Source organism: Stenotrophomonas sp. 05N423 (genome assembly GCF_056397145.1).
This window is the reverse complement of the sequence record NZ_JBFTMV010000004.1, coordinates 105029-123879: the sequence shown is the minus strand read 5'-3', so window position 1 is coordinate 123879 and position 18851 is coordinate 105029. Positions and strand designations below refer to the sequence as shown.

Annotated in this window: 16 protein-coding genes; 2 read left to right on the top strand and 14 right to left on the bottom strand. The window is 68.1% G+C overall.

What is annotated here, in order from left to right:
* Positions 1 to 7: 7 nt before the first annotated feature.
* The 11 genes from AC1DGW_RS08860 to AC1DGW_RS08810 all read right to left on the bottom strand — a co-directional run bounded on the left by AC1DGW_RS08860 (position 8) and on the right by AC1DGW_RS08810 (position 11944).
* Positions 8 to 1708 carry a BatD family protein gene (locus AC1DGW_RS08860; protein WP_478021781.1) on the bottom strand — a complete coding sequence of 567 codons (1701 nt, stop codon included), beginning with the start codon at positions 1706 to 1708 and terminating at the stop codon, positions 8 to 10.
* Positions 1705 to 3495 carry a vWA domain-containing protein gene (locus AC1DGW_RS08855; protein ID WP_478021779.1) on the bottom strand — a complete coding sequence of 597 codons (1791 nt, stop codon included), beginning with the start codon at positions 3493 to 3495 and terminating at the stop codon, positions 1705 to 1707. Before AC1DGW_RS08855 ends, AC1DGW_RS08860 begins: the two co-directional genes overlap by 4 nt.
* The gene (locus AC1DGW_RS08850; RefSeq protein WP_478021775.1) at positions 3492 to 4487 is read right to left on the bottom strand and encodes a vWA domain-containing protein; all 996 of its coding nucleotides are present in this window, start codon (positions 4485 to 4487) and stop codon (positions 3492 to 3494) included. Before AC1DGW_RS08850 ends, AC1DGW_RS08855 begins: the two co-directional genes overlap by 4 nt.
* Positions 4487 to 4942 carry a DUF4381 domain-containing protein gene (locus AC1DGW_RS08845; RefSeq protein WP_478021772.1) on the bottom strand — a complete coding sequence of 152 codons (456 nt, stop codon included), beginning with the start codon at positions 4940 to 4942 and terminating at the stop codon, positions 4487 to 4489. Before AC1DGW_RS08845 ends, AC1DGW_RS08850 begins: the two co-directional genes overlap by 1 nt.
* Positions 4939 to 5697: a DUF58 domain-containing protein gene (locus tag AC1DGW_RS08840; protein WP_478021770.1), complete on the bottom strand. Its 759-nt coding sequence runs from the start codon at positions 5695 to 5697 to the stop codon at positions 4939 to 4941. The genes AC1DGW_RS08845 and AC1DGW_RS08840 overlap by 4 nt, the downstream gene beginning before the upstream one ends.
* A 233-nt stretch (positions 5698 to 5930) precedes the next feature.
* Positions 5931 to 6941: an AAA family ATPase gene (locus AC1DGW_RS08835; protein WP_478021767.1), complete on the bottom strand. Its 1011-nt coding sequence runs from the start codon at positions 6939 to 6941 to the stop codon at positions 5931 to 5933.
* 113 nt (positions 6942 to 7054) lie between these two features.
* Positions 7055 to 8941 carry a type IV pilus secretin PilQ gene (locus AC1DGW_RS08830; RefSeq protein ID WP_478021765.1) on the bottom strand — a complete coding sequence of 629 codons (1887 nt, stop codon included), beginning with the start codon at positions 8939 to 8941 and terminating at the stop codon, positions 7055 to 7057.
* A 21-nt stretch (positions 8942 to 8962) separates the two neighbouring features.
* Complete coding sequence (locus AC1DGW_RS08825; protein ID WP_478021762.1) at positions 8963 to 9499, bottom strand: pilus assembly protein PilP; 537 nt, start codon at positions 9497 to 9499, stop codon at positions 8963 to 8965.
* Positions 9499 to 10176 (bottom strand): type IV pilus inner membrane component PilO, encoded by a 678-nt coding sequence (locus AC1DGW_RS08820; RefSeq protein WP_478021760.1) that lies wholly within the window; start codon positions 10174 to 10176, stop codon positions 9499 to 9501. Before AC1DGW_RS08820 ends, AC1DGW_RS08825 begins: the two co-directional genes overlap by 1 nt.
* Positions 10173 to 10886, bottom strand: a complete 714-nt coding sequence (locus tag AC1DGW_RS08815) for a PilN domain-containing protein (protein ID WP_478021758.1) — start codon at positions 10884 to 10886, stop codon at positions 10173 to 10175. The genes AC1DGW_RS08820 and AC1DGW_RS08815 overlap by 4 nt, the downstream gene beginning before the upstream one ends.
* Positions 10886 to 11944, bottom strand: a complete 1059-nt coding sequence (locus tag AC1DGW_RS08810) for a pilus assembly protein PilM (protein ID WP_478021756.1) — start codon at positions 11942 to 11944, stop codon at positions 10886 to 10888. The genes AC1DGW_RS08815 and AC1DGW_RS08810 overlap by 1 nt, the downstream gene beginning before the upstream one ends.
* A 216-nt stretch (positions 11945 to 12160) precedes the next feature.
* Here AC1DGW_RS08810 and AC1DGW_RS08805 point away from each other — a divergent pair, with 216 nt between their 5' ends.
* On the top strand, positions 12161 to 14593 hold the full coding sequence (locus tag AC1DGW_RS08805) for a penicillin-binding protein 1A (RefSeq protein WP_478021754.1): 2433 nt from the start codon (positions 12161 to 12163) through the stop codon (positions 14591 to 14593).
* Between the two features lie 81 nt (positions 14594 to 14674).
* Positions 14675 to 15301, top strand: a complete 627-nt coding sequence (locus AC1DGW_RS08800; protein WP_478021752.1) for a hypothetical protein — start codon at positions 14675 to 14677, stop codon at positions 15299 to 15301.
* Between the two features lie 517 nt (positions 15302 to 15818).
* Here AC1DGW_RS08800 and AC1DGW_RS08795 read toward each other — a convergent pair.
* From AC1DGW_RS08795 to AC1DGW_RS08785, 3 genes are all read right to left on the bottom strand, one after another.
* Entirely contained in the window at positions 15819 to 17093 is a 1275-nt protein-coding gene (locus AC1DGW_RS08795; RefSeq protein ID WP_478021750.1) for a citrate synthase, read from the bottom strand.
* A 425-nt stretch (positions 17094 to 17518) separates the two neighbouring features.
* Complete coding sequence (locus AC1DGW_RS08790; protein WP_478021748.1) at positions 17519 to 17761, bottom strand: type B 50S ribosomal protein L31; 243 nt, start codon at positions 17759 to 17761, stop codon at positions 17519 to 17521.
* A gap of 83 nt (positions 17762 to 17844) precedes the next feature.
* Positions 17845 to 18786 (bottom strand): nucleoside hydrolase, encoded by a 942-nt coding sequence (locus AC1DGW_RS08785; protein ID WP_478021745.1) that lies wholly within the window; start codon positions 18784 to 18786, stop codon positions 17845 to 17847.
* Positions 18787 to 18851: the final 65 nt, after the last annotated feature.

The window sequence follows — 18851 nt, the reverse complement described above, 5'->3', positions numbered from 1 at the left end:
ATACCGCTCAGCAGGATTTCCGGTGATCAGGGTAGAGCGGTGGCAACGGCCCTGCCGGCGCTCCCTCGTCAGCCCGCCATGCGGGCCCGCTGCTGAATGCGGCGCGCAGCGCGGCCCGTGCCGCGGTTCCGTCGCCATTGGCCCAGCGCGCGCGGCGCAGCGCATCCAGCGCCTCGCGCTGCGCGGCACTGCCCAGGCGCGCGGCCAGTGCGTCGAGGTCAGCGACCGGAGGACGGGCCATGCCACGCAGTGCCTGCTCGACGTCATCCAGGTCGCCGGTATCCAGCGCGCGTTTGAGGTCGGCCAGCGAATGTGTGGCCAGGCCGGTGGCACGGTGCGCCGCATCGCTTCCCGCCGGCGCGTTGCGGCCCGGCGGCGCACGCCGCCGGGTCAGTGCCCAGACCAGGGTTGCCAGCCACAACAGGGCGAATCCCGCTGCCAACAGCGGCCACAGCCGCTCCGGCAGGTTCCGGCCGCCCGGCAGCGCGATCGCGCCATCGCCGGCTTCCGGCGTGGGAACCGAAGTCGTGGTTGTGTCCGGCACGACGGGCGGCGGTATCGCCGCCGCGGTCCCCGGCGCCACCGGCAGGCTCAGATCGGGCAGCGCGGCGGTCTTCGCCTCGGCGGCGCGCACGTCCCACCAGCGCAGGCGGATGCCGGGTACCGCCAGGGTGCCGGACTGCTGCGGCACGATGGAATAGCGGCGTGTCAGCTTCAGCTGCGGCCCGTTGTCATCAAAGGTCTCTTCGTACTGGACCGGCTCGGCGAATACCTGCGCGGCGTCGCCGAGCGCGGGCACCGGCAGGTCCGGGAACTGCGCACGCGTCGCGCCGACAGCGGTGGCTTCCACCTGCAGCGTCACCGCCTCGCCGACCCGTGCCGCCTGCGGCGCGGCGACATAGCGCAGGCGCAGGTCCTTCAGCGGCAGCCAGGGCTGCGGCGCGGCATCGGGTACGGCGCGCACCTGCAGGGTCTGGTCCGGCGCACGCGCGTTGAGCGCGCCGTTGCCGCGCCCGAAGACATCGTCGAAGAAACCGCCGGCGCCGCGGCCGCTGAAGCGCGCGCCTTCCAGCCGCAGCGGGCCACTGCGCTCGGGAATCAGCAGGAAACGCCGTTCGACCACGTTGTAACGGCGGCCGCCGACCTCGCGCGACGAGCTGCGATCCTCGCCCACGCGCTGCAGAGAGGCAGAGGCCGGCGTCGCCAGATCCAGCTCGCCCGACGCCAGCTGGGTCGCGAAGTAGAGCCGCACCACCACGCCCACGCTCTGCTGCACGTAGGGCTGCGGGTCGTCGACGTCGGTTTCCACGAAGGCCACCGCATCGCCGGCACGGCTGGCCACCGGCGCGGCTTCGACCGTCAACCGCAGCGGCTGGGTCTGCGTCGCGCCGACCCGCAATGCCGGCACCTCCAGCACGCCGCTGTGGCGCGGGGTGAGCACCACACCGAATACGGCTGTATTGCTGACGCTGCCGTTGACCATGCGCGTCTGCCGGCCGCTGGTGCGCCCGCCCAGCGCGAAATCGGCCTGCAGCGGCGCGTAGTCCGGCGCCGCGCCAGCCTGGTCGGTCTCGATGTTGAGGGTGACCGCATCGCCCTCGCCGATGCGATCGCGGTCCAGCCACGCGCGCGTCTGCGCCTCCACGCTGGCGGCGCAGGCCAGCAACGCGAACAACCACACCACCATGAGAACGCTTCGCCGCTTCATCGCCCTTCCCGCCTGCGCCGCTCGTATTCGAGCTGGAATTTCGCCTTCAACAGATCGCCCGGCTCGTCGGGCACGCGCTGCATCCATGCCTCTATCGCCTGCCGCCGCTCACGCTCCTGCGGGCTCATCGCCGCCTGCGCCGCACGCTTCGCGGCGTCGCCGTCGTCGGCCTGCTGCCCGCGCATCGCCTCGGCCATGCGTTGGCGCTGGGCCTGGTCGGCCTGCTGCTGGCCCTGGGCATCTTCGGCTTCCGGCGCTTTGCGCTGCGCGTCCGGCGGCGATGGCTGGCCCTGGCCCTGCTGCGGTGATTGCGCGTCCTTCTGCTGCTGCGACGGCGACTGCCCTTGCCGCGGCTGACTCTGCGCTGGCGAATCCTGCGACTTGGACTTGCCGTCCTGCGACTGGCCCGGCGACTGCTGCCCGGGCGATGGCTTGCCCTGTTGCGTATCGGGCTTGTCCTGCTGGCCGCTGCCCTGCTGTCCCTGCGGCTTGCGCTTGCGTGCGGCATCGACCGCGGCGCGGTTGGCCGTCGCATCGGCCATGTCCGGCGCAAGCTTCAGCGCATGATCGTAGGCGTCGACCGCCTTGTCGTAGCTGCCCTGCCGCGCCAATGCGTTGCCCAGGTTGTACCAGCCCTGCGCGTTGTCGATGCCCTCGAAACGGCGCTGCGCAGTGGCGAAATCACCTTTGCGGTAGGCCTCGACACCTTCGGCCAGGCGCTGGTGGTCGCGCTGGTCGGCGCGCTGCCACCAGCCTCCGCCTTCGGCCGCATGCGCGGGCATGGCCAGCGGCAGCCACAGGCAGAGCACGCCGGCGGCCAATGCCTGCCGGCGCCGCCGGAACGCCAGCAGCGCGACCAGCATCAGCGGCGGCAGCAGCCAGTAGCCTTCGTCCTGCCAGGTCTTGTCGGTACCGCGACCGGGCCGGTCGCTGTCGGCCACCTGCGGCTGCAGGACACCCAGCGACCGCAGGTCCGCATCATTGGCCGACAGCCGCGCGTAGCTGCCGCCACCGGCAGCGGCCAGTGCACGCAGCGACCCTTCATCCAGCCGCGCCTGTTCGATATGCCCTTCACGGTCCTGGTAGGCCGCGCCCACCGGCGTGCCCAGGCCCAGTGCCGACACGCGATGGCCGGCCGCGCGCAGGCGCACGGCCTCGGCATCGGCGGCGGCATCGGCGTGGTCGCTGACCAGCAGGATCACGCCCTCGCGCGCGCTGGCCTGGTGCAGCAGGTCGCCGGCCCATTCCAGCGCCTTGTCCGCCCGCTGCCCATCCACCGGCATGACGCCCGGCGCCAGCGCGTCGAGGAACAGCGCGACATTGGCGGCGTCGTCGGTCAGCGGCGCCACGGTGAACGGTTCGTCCGCATAGGCGACCAGCGCCACGCCGCCGCCCCGGCGCTCGCGCAGCAGCATCGCAAGCTTGGCGCGCACCTGCAGCAACCGGCTCGGCGGCAGGTCCGCCGCGCCGGTGCGGCTGGACATGTCCAGCACCACGACCAGCGGCGTCTTCGATTCCCACAGCGGTTGCTCGATCTCCCGCCAGCTCGGTCCAGCCAGGGCGAGCACCGCCAGCAGCAGGCCGAGCAACAGCGCCGGCCATCCGCCGATGCCGCGCCTGCCGCCGCCCACCAGCAGGTGCGGCAGCAGATGCGCGTCCACCGCGCTGCGCCAGTCCCCGCGGCGACGGCGCCGGTACCAGCCGCCGAGCAGCACGGCCGGCAACAGCAACAATGCCCACAGCCAGTCCGGGCGGACGAAATGCAGGCTGTCCCAGAACGCGATCATCGACGCTGCCCCGGCCAGGCCAGTGCCAGCAGGCCCAGCAGCAAGGCTGCCGCCAGCGGCCAGGCATACCGTTCCAGGCGCGGACGCAACGCCGGGCCGGCACTGCGCACCGGCTCCAGGCGATCCAGCTCGGCATAGATGCCGACCAGTTCGCGGGTGTCGCGCGCGCGGAAGAAACGCCCGCCGGTTTCGTTGGCGATGCGCGTCAGCGTGTCTTCGTCGATCTGGTCCTCGCCGCCCGGGACCTGCATGCCGAACAGCGAGAATCCGCCGCTGCCGCCGAAGGCGATGGTGTGCACGCGCACGCCCTCGGCCTTGGCCAGTTCGGCCGCTTTCAGCGGATCGAGCACGCCGGCGGTGTTGACGCCGTCGGTCAGCAGGATCAGCACGCGCTGGCCTTCGGGCTGTTCGCGCAGGCGTTTGACCGCCAGCGCGATGGCGTCGCCCAGCGCGGTCTCGCGCCCGGCCAGCCCGACCACGCTGTCGCGCAGTTGCTCGCGCACACTGGCGCGGTCGCGGGTCAGCGGCGTGAGCGCATAGGCCCGCTGCCCAAACACCAGCAGACCGATGCTGTCGCCTTCGCGGCGGTCGAGGAAGTCGGCCAGCACCGCCTTGGCCGCGGTGAGCCGGTCCACTACCCGGCCACCAAGCTGCATGTCGTCCTCGCTCATGCTGCCGGACAGGTCCACGGCCAGCATCATCTGCCGCGCCTGTCGCGGTGGCTCGACCGCATCGCCCAGTTGCTGCGGCCGCGCGGCGGCGGCGCACAGGCACAACCATCCCAGCCACAGCAGCACCGTGCGGAGCGGGGGCACGCGTCGGCGCGGCGACGCCACCTGCAGCCTCGCCGGCTCCCATGGCACCCGCAGCGCCGGGCCGCCGCCCATGCGCAGCGGCCACAGCCCCATCAGCAGTGGCAAGGGCAAGGCCAGCCACAACCATGGCCAGGCGAATTCCGGCAGGCCGCCCAGCAGCATGTGCAGGTGCTCCATCACCGACGCCGCTCCATCAGGCCGATGAAGCGGCCACGCGCCAGCTCACAGGCACGCGAGGCCTGCGCGTCGTCGGCCTCGCGGCGAAAACCGCCGTCGAGCAGCAGGCGTCCATCGCCCTCGCTGAAATCCTGGCCTTGCCCGCCATCGAGGAAACGCAGCCACGGCTCACCCTGCAGCAACGCCGCCTGCGGGTCGCGGCGGCGGGCCGCGCGTCGCAGCAGTTCCGATGCGATGGCGATACGGGCCGCCGACCCGGCCGATGCCGCCAGCGATCCATCAAACAGGGATTCCCAACGCCGACGCCGGCGCAGGCGTCGTACCCGCATGGCCACAACCACCAGAAGAACGAGCAGCACGGCAGCCAGCAGCAGCCACCAGCCCGGCGCCGGTGGCCACCAGCCGGGAGCCGCAGGCAGGTGCACGTCGCGCAGCGGCAGGGCGGTGGCGATCATGCGCCCGCCTTCGCCGCGGCGGCGCCCAGCCAGGCATCGCTGGCGTCGTCAGAGGCCAGCACCTGTACCTGGATCCGGCGACCCGGCAAGGCCTGGCACAGCGTTTCGACCGGAGCGACGAAGGCCGCATGCCAGGCATCGCGCATCGCACTGGCCGCGAGATCCAGCTCCATGCGCCCGCCCGGCGCCGCCACCGGCAACAGGCACTGCGGCGGCTGCATTTCCAGCGGATCGACCAGCAGCAACAGGCGCACGTCCACGTGCATCGACAGCGCCGACCAGGTGGCCGGCGCCACAGCCAGGGCGCTGGCTGGATCCGCCAGCACCAGCGCCCGCGCGCCCGGATGCAGCAACCGCGTCGCGCGCTCCAGCGCGGACTGCAGGCCGGCACCAGCGGCGGACGGCGCGCGGTACCAGCGCACCAGGGCATCGAGCACGCGCAGCACGCCGCGCATGCCACCGGCGGGCGGCACCAGCTCATCCACGCCCCCGCTGCACAACGCGGCCACGCGATCGCCATCGCGCAACGCCGACCAGGCCGCGACGGCACCGGCGCGCGCGGCCTGCACCGACTTGAAGCGCGCGCGGGTACCGAAATACAGCGCCGGCGCGGTATCGGCCACGAGCAGGGTCAGCCGTTCGCGCTCGGCCTGGAACGTCTTGGTATGGGTGAAGCCGGTACGCGCACTCAGCTTCCAGTCGATGTGGCGGGCATCGTCGCCGGCGACGTACTCGCGCGATTCGGCGTACTCCATGCCACGCCCGCGCTGCGCCGACGTCGCGCGCGCGGATGCACCGCGCTGCCCGCGACGCGGGTCACGTACCCGCGTCGCGGAGCGTCGCAGCGCGATCAGTTCGGCCAGCGAGGGAGTGACGCCCTCGGCGACGGGAATCGGGGAATCGGGAACAGGGAATGACGCTCCGCCGCGGGCGGATGGCCCGGGTGATATCGCCTGTCCCTCTCCCCCGTTCCCACCTCCCCGCTTCATCACGGCAACGGCACGCGTTCGAGCAGCGCAGCGACCAGACGCTCGCCGTCCCAGCCCTCGGCCGCCGCTTCGTAGCTGGGCAGTATCCGGTGCCGCAACACGTCCGGCGCGACCGCGCGCACGTCATCCGGCGTCACGTAATCGCGTCCCGACAACCACGCCTTGGCCCGTGCGCAGCGCTCCAGTGCGATGGAGCCTCGCGGACTCGCGCCCCAGGCGATACGGCGCGCCAGTGACGCGTCATAGGCCGATGCATCGCGCGAGGCCAGCACCAGTTCGACCAGGTAGCGCTCCAGCTGCGGCGCCATGTGCAGTTCCAGCACCGCCCGGCGCGCCTGTTCGACCTGCTGCAGCGATAGCTTCTCCACGTGCACCGGCGCCGCATCCATCTCGCGCAGCGCACGCTCGCGCGCCAACCGCAGGATCTCGGTTTCCGCTCCGGCATCCGGATAACCGATGCGCACGTGCATCAGGAAACGGTCCAGCTGCGCCTCGGGCAGGGGGAAGGTGCCTTCCTGTTCGATCGGATTCTGCGTGGCCATGACCAGGAACACCGCCGGCAGCGGATAGGTCTTCCGGCCCACCGTCACCTGCCGCTCGCCCATCGCCTCCAGCAGGGCGGACTGCACCTTGGCCGGCGCACGGTTGATCTCGTCGGCCAGCAGGATCGGATGGAACACGGGGCCCGGCTGGAACTCGAAGCGCCCTTCCTGTGGGCGCCAGATGTCGGTGCCGGTCAGGTCGGCGGGCAGCAGGTCCGGAGTGAACTGGATGCGCGCGAAGCTGGCGTCGATGCGCGATGCCAGCGCACGGATCGCCGTGGTCTTGGCCAGGCCGGGCGCACCTTCCACAAGGAGGTGGCCATCGGCCAGCAGCGCGACCAGCAGGCGTTCGACCAGTACCGACTGGCCGACGATCTCGGTAGCCAGGGCATCGCGCAGCGCGATGAAGGCCGCATGCAGGCCGTTCTCGGCGACAGGCGGTTCGGACATGTACGGGGGCAGGTTCATAGGCGCAGTTTGACCGATCCACGATGAAATGGTTCATCGCACGACGCTCGCAGGACCTGCAACGGAAAAGGCCGCCTTGCGGCGGCCTTTCCGGTCGTACGGATCGATCCGGCTCAGTGCGGCTTGGCGACGCGCAGGATCTTAGGCGTCACGAACACCAGCAGTTCGGCCTTGTCCTTGGCGCGACCACGCTTCTTGAACAGATTGCCCAGGAACGGGACGTCGCCCAGGAAAGGCACCTTGGCCACGCTGCTGCGGTCGTTGAACTCATATACGCCACCGATCACTACCGTCTGGCCATCGTCCACCAGCACTGCCGTATTGATCTCGCGGCGGTTGATGATCGGCACGGTGCCGTAGTCGGTCACTTCAAGCATCCGGTCGACCTCGTCCTTCTTCACGTTCATGTTGAGGAAGACGCGGTTGTCCTGGGTGATGGTCGGCGTCACCTTCAGCTCGAGCAGCACTTCCTTGAACTGGACATTGGCCGTAGGTGCGCCGCCCGCGCCGCCACCGCCGGAAATGGTGACGTAACCGATTTCCTTACCCTGCTTGATCACGCCTTCGCGCTGGTTGGCGGTGACGATGCGCGGATTGGAAACCACCTCGCCCCTGCCTTCCTCCTGCATGGCGGACAGCTCCACGTCCAGCGAGAAACCGCCTCGCAGCAGCGTGTAGGCGATCGCACCGGCCGGGCTCTCGGTGTAGGTCTTGGCCGGCAGGTTCACATTGAGCCCACGGCCATCCGTCGTATTGCCAATCGTGCCGAGGGAGCCGCCATAGGCATCACCGCGTCCCGCAGCATTCATGTTGTTGACGTTGAGGCCGAATTTCGCGCCGAGGTCACGCGCGAAGGTATCCGTGGCGATCACGATGCGACCTTCGATCAGCACCTGGTCGACCGGCCGGTCGATCACCCCTATCAGTTCGCGCATCTGCGCGACCTTCTTCGGAATGTCGCTGATCATCAACGTGTTGGTACGCTCGTCGGCCACGATCATGCCGCGCTGGGACAGGAAGCCGTTCTCACGCTGCCCGCTATTGTTCCCACCCGCACCACCAGCACCGGCACCGTTGTTGCCGATGCCCTTGGCTTCGGTCAGGGCTTTGAAGATCGCCTCGGCGCTGTGGTAGTTGATCTGGATATAGTCGGTGATGAGGTTTTCGCGCTCCTCGATCGCGATGCGCGCGTCTTCCTTATCCTGCTCGAACTTGGCCAGCTCCGGCTGCGGCGCGACCCAGATCACCCCGCCGTCGCGACGCTTGTCCAGGCCCTTGGCACGCAGGACGATATCCAGCGCCTGGTCCCAAGGCACGTTGACCAGACGCAGCGTCACATTGCCCTGCACGGTGTCGGAAGCGACCACATTGAGGTTGGATTCCTCTGCGATCAGCTGCAGCACGGTACGCACCGGCACGTCCTGGAAATTGAACGTCACCGGGCGGCCGCTGTAGCCGCGCGCGGCGACCGTCGCCGCGGCCTGCGCCACTGTCCGGGCGGTCACCGCACCGGTCGCGGCCTGTTCCTGCCGGGGCGAGATCTCCACCACGTATTCGTTGCCGGACTGGTAGGCCAGCGACTCGAATGCCCCCTGGGTGCTCAGCACCAGCTGCGAACCATGGCCTGACGGCCTGGCGTCGATGCGCTGCACCGGCGTGGCGAAATCCACCACGTTCAGCGGGCGCTGCAGTTCGGCCGGCAGAGTTGCGTTCCCCATGTCGACTACCACGCTGTTGCCTTGCGTCCGCAGGTCGGGGCTGGCGCCCTGGCCGTCGAACTGCAGGACCAGGCGGCCGGCACCGTCGTCGCCACGCTTGAAGTCGACCTTGGTGACCGCGACGGTCGCCGCAGGCTGTGCTGCGGCGGCAGGTGCGACGTCAGCAGCAAAGGCAGCGAACGGAGAGCCGCAGGCCAATGCCAGCGCAACTCCCAATGCGCGGGCATGGACCATCGCTTGGCGCCGGGCGGGACGCAGGCTCAGGGCTTTGGAAAAAGTCATCGTGCTATCCCCAATAATCATTCATCGATCGTCAAGCGCCAGCGAGGCCGGGCGTTCCAGCCAGCCGCCGGCACCATCGGGCACCAGTTCAATCAGCTCAATGCCGTCCTCGCGCACGCTGGTGACGCGGCCATCGCTCTGCCCCAGGTACACACCAGGACGGACGCGGTAGGTCACCTTGTCCGGCCCCATCACCAGCGCGACCATGGCAGCGCCATTGCCGATCGTCCCGACCATGTCCAGGCTGTCGAGCGGGAAGGCCTCCAGCGGCTCCTTGCGCCGGTTCGGATCCGGCCGCAGCGCACCGTTCCCTTCCGGATTGGCCCAGGCGTCGCTGAACGGATCGCGCAGCCCCTGGGCCGAATACTCGAAGGTCTCGAACTGCTGCATCACCGGCAGCGGATCCAGTGGCGTGGCCGGGCGCGCACGTACGTCCGCCACCCATTTTTCAAGATTGGGCGCGTCACCCGGCGTGCTGGTGATGCCGCGCGAGCAACCTGCCAAGGCCAGCAGCAGAACTGCCGCACCGAACGCGCGGATGCGAAGGGACTCATTCATCACTTGCCCCCCTTCTTGCGCGCGGCCTCTTCAGCGGCAGCTTTCTTTTCCTGCTCCTCAAGCTCGGTGTCGTCCAGGTAACGGTAGGTCTTGACCGTTCCGGACAACTCCAGCGCCCCGCTGCGCGCGGAGATGCCAGCCTTGGGATCCTTTGGCTTCAGGTTGATGTCATGCATGGTCAGGATCACTACGCGCGGCAGCGAAGCCACGCCACTGACGAAGGCGCCGAACTGGTGATAGCTGCCCACCAGACGCAGCGCGATCGGCTTCTCGGCGTAGAACTCCTTCAGCTGTTCATCACCGGGCTTGAACAGTTCGTTGTTCAGGCCGCTGGACAGCGCAGTCTGCGACACGTCGATGATCAGGTCGGGCATCTCGGTCTTGCTGGGCAGCTGGCGCAGCATCTGCTGCAGTACCTGTTCCATCTGCGCGAGCTGCTGTTTCAGCGGCTCGAGGTTGACCGCGCGCTTCTGCTCATTCTCGAAGTTCTGGCGCAGAGTGACTTCCTGCGCCTCCAGACCCTCGAGTTCCTCGGCCTTGCCGCGGATCACCAGCAGATAGGACAGCCCCAGGATCACCAGTGCCAGCACGGCGCAGAACACCAGCTTCGGGCCCTGCGGCCAATTACCGATGTTGTTGAGGTCCAGATTGTTGAAACCGCTCTTCTTCTGGCTCATGGGCGAGCCTCCTTCTGCGCAGCAGTCGGCGCCTCGGGTGCCGGCTTTGCCGCATCGGCGGCAGGCGCCGTCGCGGTAGCCGCGGCGGGCTTGCCAGCCTCTGCCGGCGCCTGCGCGGCTGCCGCTTCGGCAGCTGGGTTTTCACCCGGGGCAGGCAACTTCACCTTCAGCATGAAGACATAGGGCAGCGACTTGATGTCGACGGCACTGCCGGAGGCCTCCTGTGCCTTGGCCTCGATGACCGACAACTCGGGGCTGGACATCCAGCCCGAGCTTTCAAGGTTGCGCATGTAGGTACTGACCCGCGCATTGGACTGGGTACGACCTTCCAGCGTCAGCGTCTCGCCCTCCTGCTTGAGCGCGGTCAACACCACGCCATCGGGAATGGTGCGCACCAGCGCATCGAACAGATGCACCATCTGCGAACGCTTGCCCTGCAGCTCCTCGATCACCTGTTTGCGGGCAAGCAGGCGGTCCTTCTGGCGGTCCAGCCGCTCGATTTCCTTGTTCTGCTCCTTGACCTTGGCGATCTCGGCCTCGAGGTAAGCGTTGCGTTCGTTCTGGCCGCTGACCTGCCCGTCGTAATAGAAGTACAGCAGCAGCGACAGCAGCACGCCGGCAACGGCGGCCAGGCCCAGCATGGTGTAGAACTCGCGCTGGCGCTGTTTGCGCCGGTCGGCGCGCCATGGCAATAGATTGATGCGTGCCATCAGTCGAACCCCCGCAGGGCCAGGCCGGTGGCGATCATCAGCGCCGGGGCATCCTGGGCCAGCGCGTGCGCCTGCACCTTCTGCCCCAGCGTCATCTGCGCCAGCGGATTGGCCACCGACGTGCTCACCCCCAACTGCTCTTCGACCATCGCCGGCAGGCCCGGCAGCGAAGCGCAGCCGCCCGCCAGCACGATGTGATCGACGCGATTGAACTCGCTGCCGGCATAGAAGAACTGCAGCAGGCGGCCGATCTGCTGGACCGTGGCCTCCTTGAACGGCTCCAGCACTTCGACCTCGTAGCTCTCCGGCAGGCCACCCTGGCGCTTGGCCAGCCCGGCCTCCTCGTAGCTCAGGCCGTAGCGCCGCATCACCTCGTCGGTGAGCTGCTTGCCACCGAACACCTGCTCGCGGCTGTACAGGCTGCGGCCGCCACGCAGGACGTTGAGCGTGGTCATGGTCGCGCCGATGTCCACCAGCGCCACGACACCATCGCTGGCCACCGGCAGCTCGCTGGCCACCAGCGCGAAGGCGTTCTCGATCGCGAACGCTTCCACGTCCATGACCTTGGCCACCAGCCCGCCCAGTTCCAGCGCCGACTGGCGCAGTTCGACGTTTTCCGAGCGCGAAGCCGCCAGCAGTACCTGGACCATCTCCGGGTTGTTGGGCACCGGCCCGAGCACCTCGAAGTCCAGGCTCACTTCCTCGATTGGATACGGGATGTAGTTCACCGCCTCCAGTTCGACCTGGGCTTCCATGTCGGTCTCGTCCAGCTCGGCCGGCATCGGGATCACCTTGGTGATCACCGCCGAACCAGCCACCGCGGCGGCCGCGCCCTTGGCGCGCGTCCCCGAACGTGCCACGGCCCGGCGGATGGCCTCGCCGACCGCCTCGACCTCGACGATGTTCTTCTCCACCACCGCATTCGGCGGAAGTGGTTCCACGGCATAATGTTCCACGCGAAAGCGATTGCCGCTGCGGGCGAGCTGAAGCAGCTTCACCGCAGTCGAACTGATGTCAACACCGATGATCGGTGGCTGACTCTTTGGGATAAGCCCCACGGTTTCTCCCCTGCCGACGGGCACTTGGACGCAAGTGTTGCGCCCGCGCATTAATAATGAATTTTTAGCGGTTGGCAACCGCTCCGCACGCAGGTCGAGAAACCCGTCACGTCAGCGAAGCCGCCCCCAACTGCTTGTCCCCAGAAACGGCCCCAGCCATTCCTCGGCGTACTCTATACTCTGCGGCCACGAAATCCGCAATCGGGATCCTGCTTGATGCCCCGTTTCCGCCGCTGGCTGCGCTGGCTGCTGGCCCTCTTCGTTGCCCTCGCCCTGGTTGGCGCCATCGCCGCGGGTGCCCTCTATTACGTCGTTTCCTCGAAGCTGCCCGACGTGCAGACCCTGCGCGAGGTGGAACTGCAGGAGCCGATGTACGTCTATGCCAGCGACGGCAAGCTGATGGCCGTGTTCGGCGAGACCCGGCGCTACCCGATCGAGATGAAGGACGTGCCGGAACGCCTGAAACAGGCTTTCCTGGCCACCGAGGACGCCCGCTTCTACGAACACGGCGGCGTCGACTACAAGGGCATCGCCCGCGCGGTGTGGCTGCTGGCCACCACCAGCGACAAGCGCGTGCCGGGCGGCTCGACCATCACCCAGCAGGTGGCCCGCCAGTTCTTCCTCAGCTCCGAGTACAGCTATACCCGCAAGCTGGCCGAGATCCTGCTGGCGCGGAAGATCGAGAGCGAGCTGAGCAAGGACGAGATCTTCGCGCTGTATCTGAACAAGAGCTTCTTCGGCAACCGCGCCTATGGCATCGGCGCCGCGGCCGAGTACTACTACGGCAAGAAGCTCGGCGAGCTGGACCTGGACGAGATGGCCTCGCTGGCCGGCATTCCCAAGTTCCCGTCCAGCGGCAACCCGATCAGCAATCCGGAACGCGCGCGCCAGCGCCGCGACAACTATGTCCTGCAGCGCATGGCCGACCTGGGCTTCATCAGCCAGGCCGAAGCCGATGCGGCCAAGGCGGTGCCGATGCACGCCACGCCGCACGAGCCGCCGATCGAGGTCAATGCCCCCTACGTTGCCGAGATGGTCCGCCAGGAGATGATCGCCCTGCACGGTGGCGACGTGCTCAACAAGGGCTACCGGGTCACCACCACCATCGACAGCCAGATGCAGGAAGCGGCCAACATCGCCGTGCGCGATGGCCTGCTGCTGTACGACCACCGCCACGGCTGGCGCGGGCCGGAGCAGCATTTCGATGTTCCGGCCGATGCCGACGCGGCGGCGCTCGCCCGCCACATCGCCGCGATCCCGTCGCAGTCCGGGCTGCTGCCGGCCATCGTGTCGGCGGCCCACGCCGACGGCAGCATCAGCGTGGTGCTGGCCAACCGGGCCGAACTGGTCCTGCCGGTGGCCGCCAGCCGCTGGACCACGCGCACGCCGGCCAAGCTGGTCGCGCGCGGCGACCTGATCCGCGTGCGCAGCGGCGAGAAAGAAGACGAATGGCTGATCGAGCAGTTGCCGCTCGGCCAGGCCGCACTGGTCTCGCTCGACGCCGGCAATGGCGCCCTGCGCGCCCTGGTCGGCGGCTTCAGCTTCGCCGGCAACAAGTTCAACCGCGCCACCCAGGCGCGCCGCCAGCCGGGCTCCAGCTTCAAGCCGTTCCTGTATGCCGCCGCGTTCGACAAGGGCTTCAATCCGGCCTCGATCGTGCTCGACGCGCCGGTGGTGTTCCGCGACCGCCGCGGCAAGACCTGGGAGCCGAAGAACGACGGCGGTGGCTTCCGCGGCCCGATGCGCCTGCGCGAAGCGCTGGTGCAGTCGCGCAACCTGGTGTCGGTGCGCCTGCTGGACAGCATCGGCGTGGATTTCGCGCGCCGCTACATCAGCGAATTCGGCTTCCAGGAAGCCGAGCTGCCGCCGAACCTGTCGATGTCACTGGGCACCGCCTCGCTGACGCCGCTCTCCGTCGCGCGCGGCTATGCGGTGTTCGCCAACGGCGGCTCGCGCGTGGACACCTGGGCCATCGACGAGGTCAAGGACCGCGACGGCACCGTGGTGTTCAAGGAGAACCCGGCACTGGCCTGCCGCGGCTGCGGCGGCAGCGCCGCCGGCGCGACGCCGGCCAGCCAGGTCGTGGACGGCTTCAATTTCGGCACCGAGGCCGCGCCCGCGCCAGCCAAGCCCGATGCCGTCGCCGGCGGAATCGAGCCCAAGGCCGAGCCGGAAGCGCCGAACCCCGATGCCCGTACCGCACCCCGCGCCATCGACGAACGCACCGCCTACCAGCTGGTGTCGATGATGCGCGACGTGGTCCAGCGCGGCACCGGCACCGCGGCCAAGGTGCTGGGCCGCGAGGACGTGGGCGGCAAGACCGGCTCGACCAACGACCACCGCGATGCCTGGTTCTCCGGTTTCGGCGGCGCGCTTGCCACCACCGTCTGGGTCGGCCGCGACGACTTCCGTTCGCTGGGCTACCGTGAGTATGGCGGCCGCGCCGCCCTGCCGATCTGGATCGACTACATGCGCGTGGCGCTGAAGGATGCGCCGATCGCCAGCAACGTCCCGCCCTCGGGCATGGTGGAAGCCACGATCAACGGCGCCACCGAATGGATCAAGGTCGAGGACCTGGACCGGATGCAGGAATTCGACTTCGATCAGCACGACCAGCAGGCCGACGACGCCGCGTTCGATATCTTCTGACGCATGCCGGGAGGGCGGCCTGTGCTGCCCTCCCGTACAGGCCTGGATTCCGGCGGGCTGCCGGCCACCAGAGGACACGCGATGCCACGCCCGGTACCGAATGCGCAGCGCGGCAGCCGCGAGCGGCTGTTGATCGCCCAGGAAGCCGCCCGCCTGGTCCGTGAGAGCGGCATCCACGATCTCGACCAGGCCCGGCGCAAGGCGGCCAGCCGGCTCGGCATCCACGACGAAGCGCTGTGGCCACGTCGGGCGCAGGTGGAAGAAGTGCTGCGCGAGCAGCAGCGCCTGTTCGACGCGCACTCCCAGCCGACGACGCTGCGCCGGCATCGCGAGTCGGCGGTGCAGGCCATGCAGTTCCTGCACGCCTTCCACCCACGCCTGACCGGCGCGGTGCTCGCCGGCATCGCCGACGGCGGCAGTCCGGTGATCCTGCACCTGCATTGCGACGACACCGATGCCGTGCAGCGCTTCCTGCTTGACCAGCGCATTCCCGCCGAAGCGCGCACGTCGCTGCTGCAGCTGGCCGGGCATGCGTCGCGGCAACGCCATCCGGCGTGGGAATTCGCCGCCGACGGCATCGTCTTCGAGTTGATCGTGCTGCCCGAGGACGCCCTGCGCCATCCGCCGGTTTCCAGCGACGACGGCAAACCGCTGCCAAGGGCGACGCTCGCACAATTGCGGCAGCTGTTGGCGACGGAACCGGCGTAATCCTCCTGCCGCGTTCCGCGGCCATCACCGCTGCGCGATCACTTCCACCTGCCACCAGGATCGAGCACCGCCTCGCGCATCCACGCCGCAACGCTGGCTGGACATATCTTCACCACCCCCTGGAAAAGCCCGTGGCGCACGGCCACCACCTACTTGTCCACAACTTTTGCCATGGGTGCCACACAGCCGCTGTGGAAAACGGATCATGGGGACACCCCTGTCGTCGTTCACCATCCAGCGAAAAACCGCCAAGAGCAGCTTTCGTCGTCGCTCGCCGATGGCCGGTAGCCGGCACCAGAGAGGACCGCAGCAAAGGAATCTCCGGAGATACCCCCGCATCCTGGCGGCCCGAGGGGTTGCCACCATGGGGAAGGCGGCAACAAAAAACCGCCGGGAGCGGCTTTTGATATCGCTTGTCGATGGCCCGGAGGGTGTCTGCCATGCATGGCGGACACAAAAAAGCCCCGCCGGAGCGGGGCCTTTCGCATGAGGGTGGCGCATCGCTGCGCCCGCCCCCTTACTTGTAGTCGCGCACGTCGTGGCCGGTGTAGACCTGGCGCGGGCGGCCGATCTTCATTTCCGGATCGACCTGCTGCTCCAGCCAGTGCGACACCCAGCCGGCGGTGCGGCCGAGGGCGAACATGACGGTGAACATCTCGGTCGGGATCTGCAGCGCCTTGTAGATGATGCCGCTGTAGAAATCGACGTTCGGGTACAGCTTGCGGGCGACGAAATAGTCGTCCTGCAACGCGGCCTGTTCCAGCTTCACGGCCACATCCAGCAGCGGATCCTGCACACCCAGCTGCTTGAGCACCTTGCTGGTCATCTCGCCGATGACCTTGGCGCGCGGGTCGAAATTCTTGTAGACGCGGTGGCCGAAGCCCATCAGGCGGAAGCCGGAAGTCTTGTCCTTGGCCTTGAGCACGGCGGACTCGACGTTGTCGGCGCTGCCGATCTCTTCCAGCATCTTCAGCACGGCTTCGTTGGCGCCGCCGTGCGCCGGGCCCCACAGCGCAGTGACGCCAGCGGCGACCGAGGCGTACGGGTTGGCACCAGTGGAACCGACCAGACGCACCGTCGAGGTCGAGGCGTTCTGCTCGTGGTCGGCGTGCAGGATGAACAGCAGGTCCAGCGCCTTCACCACGTCCGGATTCAGCTCGTACTTGCCGTCGGCCGACTCGAAGGTCTGCTTCAGGAAGCGGCTGACGTAGTCCAGCGAGGTGTCCGGGGTGTTGGCCGGCAGGCCCTGCCCATGACGGTAGATCAGCGACGACAGGGTCGGCACCTTGGCGATCAGGCGCACGGCGGCCTTGCGGCGCTGCTCGGCATCGGCCAGGTCCAGCGAAGCGTGGTACTTGGCCGACAGCTGCGCGATCGAGGCAGCCAGGATCGCCATCGGGTGCGCGTCCTTGGCGAAGCTGCCGATCAGCGTGTTGATCGATGCGTCGACACCGGCTTCCTCGGCCAGCTCGGCCTCGAAGGCCTTCAGCTGCGCGGCGTCCGGGCGCTCCCCATTGACCAGCATGTAGGCGACTTCGACGAAGCTGGACTTCTCGGCCAGCTGCTCGATCGGATAACCGCGGTACAGCAGCACGCCCTTGTCGCCATCGATATAGGTGATGGCCGACTTGCAGCTGGCGGTGGCGGTGTAACCGGAGTCGTAGGTGAAGAGACCGGTTTCCTTGGTCAGCTTCGAGATATCGACACAGTCGTTGCCCAGGACGGGTTTGACTACAGGCAGAACGACGGATTTGTCACCGGCGTTGAGCGTGACCTGATCAAGATCGGACACAGTGTGCGCTCCTCAAGTGGAAGGCGCCTGTCCTGACGAGGAATGACGGGCAGACGCGTGAAGTGAAGTTCCGCGGTTTTCCACCGCGGTTCGCGCCATTATCGCACAGCAGCATTTGCCGGTTGCCAGACAAAAGTCCTATGGACGGCGCATCTCCGCGACACAGCGTCGCGATCACACCACCTGCGGGTACGCGGGTGTTCAGGCGACCGATGGACAGCACGAAGAAGCTTCGGCGGGAAGCATCCGATGCGCTGGCAATGCCCCAGACGAGCGGCCGCCACGGGATGACAGGCACCCGGAAACCTCCGGCACGGCTCCGGCGTCGACTTGTGGATGGCATGCGTATCGCCGCCATGGCAGACGGCAACAAAACAACGGCCGCGCAAAGCGCGGCCGCTGCTCGGGCGAAACGACAGCTTCTATCAGCGCGCGTAGCGCTTCTGGAACTTGTCGATGCGGCCGCTGGTGTCGATGACCTTGTGCTTGCCCGTGTAGAACGGGTGCGAGGCCGAGGAAATTTCGACCTTGATCAGCGGGTACTCTTCGCCATCTTCCCACTTGACCGTTTCCTTGGAGGACATGGTCGAACGGGTCAGGAAGCGGAAATCGGAAGTGACGTCGTGGAAAACGACGTTGTGGTAATCGGGATGAATGTCGGCCTTCATGGGCTCGCACCGTGTGGGCTGGTGGTCAAGAGCGGCATTATAGTCCCGGCCGGCCCGTCGGGGCAAGCCGGGAATGCAGAAAATCAGGAAACCAGTCCCAACGCCCGCTGTACCTGGCGTTCGAAGCGCTCCCGGTCGTAGCCGATCAGCAGGGTGGTGTTGTCCGGCGCGCCGGTCTGGCGGTTCCAGTCCACCACGGTGGCGCCGCGGGTGCGGCCGCCGGCCATCTCGATCACCAGCGGGCGCTGCTCCAGCTTCGTGGCGCCTTCCGGCTGCAGCGCCCACGCCATCGCCAGCGCATCGGCTGCGTACCAGTACTCGCCACGGCTGTCCTCGGACCACAACCGGGTCTGGCGCGAGATCAGTTCGTAGAAGCGTGCCTTGTCACTATCGGCAGCCAGCCACTGCTCCACGCTCCGGTGCAGCAGGCCATGGGCGACGGTGGCCTCCCAATCCGCTACTTCGATATGCGGGAAAGCGGTGAACACGATGTGCGCCGCCTCCGGGTCGAAGGCGATGTTGAACTCGGCCACCGGGGTGATGTTGCCGTGGCCGGTGATCGCCCCGCCCATCACCAGGAAGCGCTTCACGCGCTGTGGCAGGGTCGGGTCGAGCTTGAGCGCCAGCGCGATGTTGGTCAGCGGCCCCAGCGCGACCAGCAGCAGCTCGCCGGCGTACTGGTGCGACAGGCGCAGGATCGCGAGCGCGGCGTGCTCGGCCTCGACCGCGCGCGCGGCGGCAGGCAGGTCGACATCGCCGAAGCCGTCGCGGCCGTGCACGTGGGCGGCGTCCTCGGCCGGATACACCAGCGGGTCGGGAGCGCCGGCGAACACCGGCACGTCCTCACGGCCGGCCACTTCGCACAGCTTCAGCGCGTTGCGCACGGTGTAGCCCAGGCCGACGTTGCCCGCCGCCACCGTCAACCCGACCACATCGTGGCGTTCGTCGGCAAAGGCCATCAACAGCGCCAGCGCATCGTCCACGCCCGGGTCGGTATCAATCAGCAACGGAATCTTCTTGCTCATCTCATGCTTGTCTTCTGGTCGGCCATGGAGTCTGGCACCTGGACCATGGCAGGGGAAGTCCGTGT